Source organism: Streptomyces sp. WELS2 (assembly GCF_013870595.1).
In the GTDB taxonomy this organism is placed as follows: Bacteria; Actinomycetota; Actinomycetes; order Streptomycetales; family Streptomycetaceae; genus Streptomyces.
This window is the reverse complement of record NZ_JACBWZ010001047.1, coordinates 1-1,903: the sequence shown is the minus strand read 5'-3', so window position 1 is coordinate 1,903 and position 1,903 is coordinate 1. Positions and strand designations below refer to the sequence as shown.

Genomic DNA, 1,903 nt, shown 5'->3' with positions numbered 1-1,903 from the left:
TGAAGGAGTGTTCGTCCTCCGGGTAGCCGAAGTGGGTGTCCGGGGTGAGCAAGGTGCCGCTGCGCCACCGGGACCAGCCCGTGGTGCTCTCCGGCAGCGCCCTCGACCAGCTCGCCAACACCTGCGCGCTCCAGTGGTTCCTCGGCCGCGAGGTGAAGGCCGACGCCCCCGCCACCACCGCGCAGGGCTTCGGCAACGTCATGCACGTCCTCGCCGACGAGGTCGCCTCCGGCCGTACCCCCGCCGACCTCGACGTCCTCATGGAGCGCCTGGACTCGGTGTGGAACGCGCTCGCCTTCGACGCGCCCTGGAAGTCGCGGCAGGAGAAGGAGAACGCGCGCGTGGCGCTCGAACGCTTCCTGAACTGGCATGTGCTGGACCGGGCCGGCCGTACGCCGGTGGCCAGCGAGCAGGACTTCGACGTCACCCTGGAAGCGGGCGACTACCAGGTCCGCATCCGCGGCCAGATGGACCGTGTGGAGAAGGACGCCGCGGGCCGGGCCTACGTCGTCGACTTCAAGACCGGCAAGCAGGCGCCCACCGCGCGCGAGGTGGAGCGTCACCCCCAGCTCGCCGTCTACCAGCTCGCGGTCCGGGAAGGCGCCGTCGACACCGCCTTCGACGGCGCCCGCCCAGAGCCGGGCGGCGCCGAACTGGTCCACCTGCGCCAGGGCGCCGCCAAGCGCGACGGAGGCGACAGCCTGCCCAAGGTCCAGACGCAGGAGCCGACGGCGCAGGAGTGGGTCGGCGAGCTGCTGGCCACGGCCGCCGGCAAGGTCCTCGACGAGCGGTTCACACCCAGCGCCGGCCAGCACTGCGCACACTGCGCCTTCCGCGCCTCGTGCAGCGCGCGCCCGGAGGGCCGGCACGTCGTGGAGTGAGCCCCCGCGGCAGGCGTGACGTACCCCACCACCCCCCTTGACCTGCGCGTCTTCCATCCTGGGCGACCGACCGGCGTCCGATTGTCAGTCCCCGCCGCTAGCCTCTTTCGACATGTCCGCCCCTCTCACCGACCCCGAGCAGCTCAAGGAGCTCCTCGGCATCCCGTTCACCCCGGAGCAGACGGCCTGCATCACCGCGCCGCCCGCCCCGCAGGTGATCGTGGCCGGCGCCGGGTCGGGCAAGACCACCGTGATGGCGGCCCGCGTGGTCTGGCTGGTCGGCACCGGACAGGTCGCCCCCGAGCAGGTCCTCGGCCTGACCTTCACCAACAAGGCCGCCGGCGAGCTGGCCGAGCGCGTCCGCAAGGCGCTGATCAAGGCCGGGGTCACCGACGCCGACTCCGTGGACCCCGACAGCCCGCCGGGCGAGCCGGTCATCTCGACGTACCACGCCTTCGCCGGCCGGCTGCTCACCGACCACGGCCTGCGCATCGGCCTGGAGCCCAGTTCCCGGCTGCTCGCCGACGCCACCCGCTACCAGCTCGCCGCGCGCGTCCTGCGCGAGTCCCCGGGACCGTACCCGGCGCTGACCCGCTCCTTCGCCGACCTGGTCAGCGACCTGCTCGCCCTCGACTCCGAACTCGCCGAGCACCTCGTCGACCCCGAGGAACTGCGCGCCTGGGACGCCGGCCTGCTGCGCACCCTGGAGGGCGCCAAGCTCACCAACGCGGACCTGCGCAAGGTCCCGGAGACGGCCGCCGCCCGCCGGGAACTCGCCGACCTCGTCCAGCGCTACCGAACCGAGAAACGACGGCGGGACCTGCTCGACTTCGGCGACCAGATCGCCCTGTCGGCCCGCCTCGCCCGCATCCCCGAGGTGGGCCGCCTGCTGCGCGAGGAGTTCCGCGTGGTCCTCCTGGACGAGTACCAGGACACCTCCGTCGCCCAGCGCGTCCTGCTGGCCGGCCTGTTCGGCGGCGGCACCGGCCACCCGGTCACCGCCGTAGGCGACCCCTGCCAGG

At 73.2% G+C, this 1,903-nt stretch carries 1 protein-coding gene and 1 pseudogene; both read left to right on the top strand.

Features of this window, described 5'->3' with window-relative positions; all coding sequences use genetic code 11:
• Positions 1-47: 47 nt before the first annotated feature.
• Positions 48-881, top strand: a pseudogene (locus H5J33_RS33415) (RecB family exonuclease); the annotation flags it as partial.
• Positions 882-993: 112 nt separating this feature from the next.
• Positions 994-1,903 (top strand): UvrD-helicase domain-containing protein (locus H5J33_RS33410; RefSeq protein WP_181798441.1); only part of this gene is annotated, 910 nt, incomplete at its 3' end.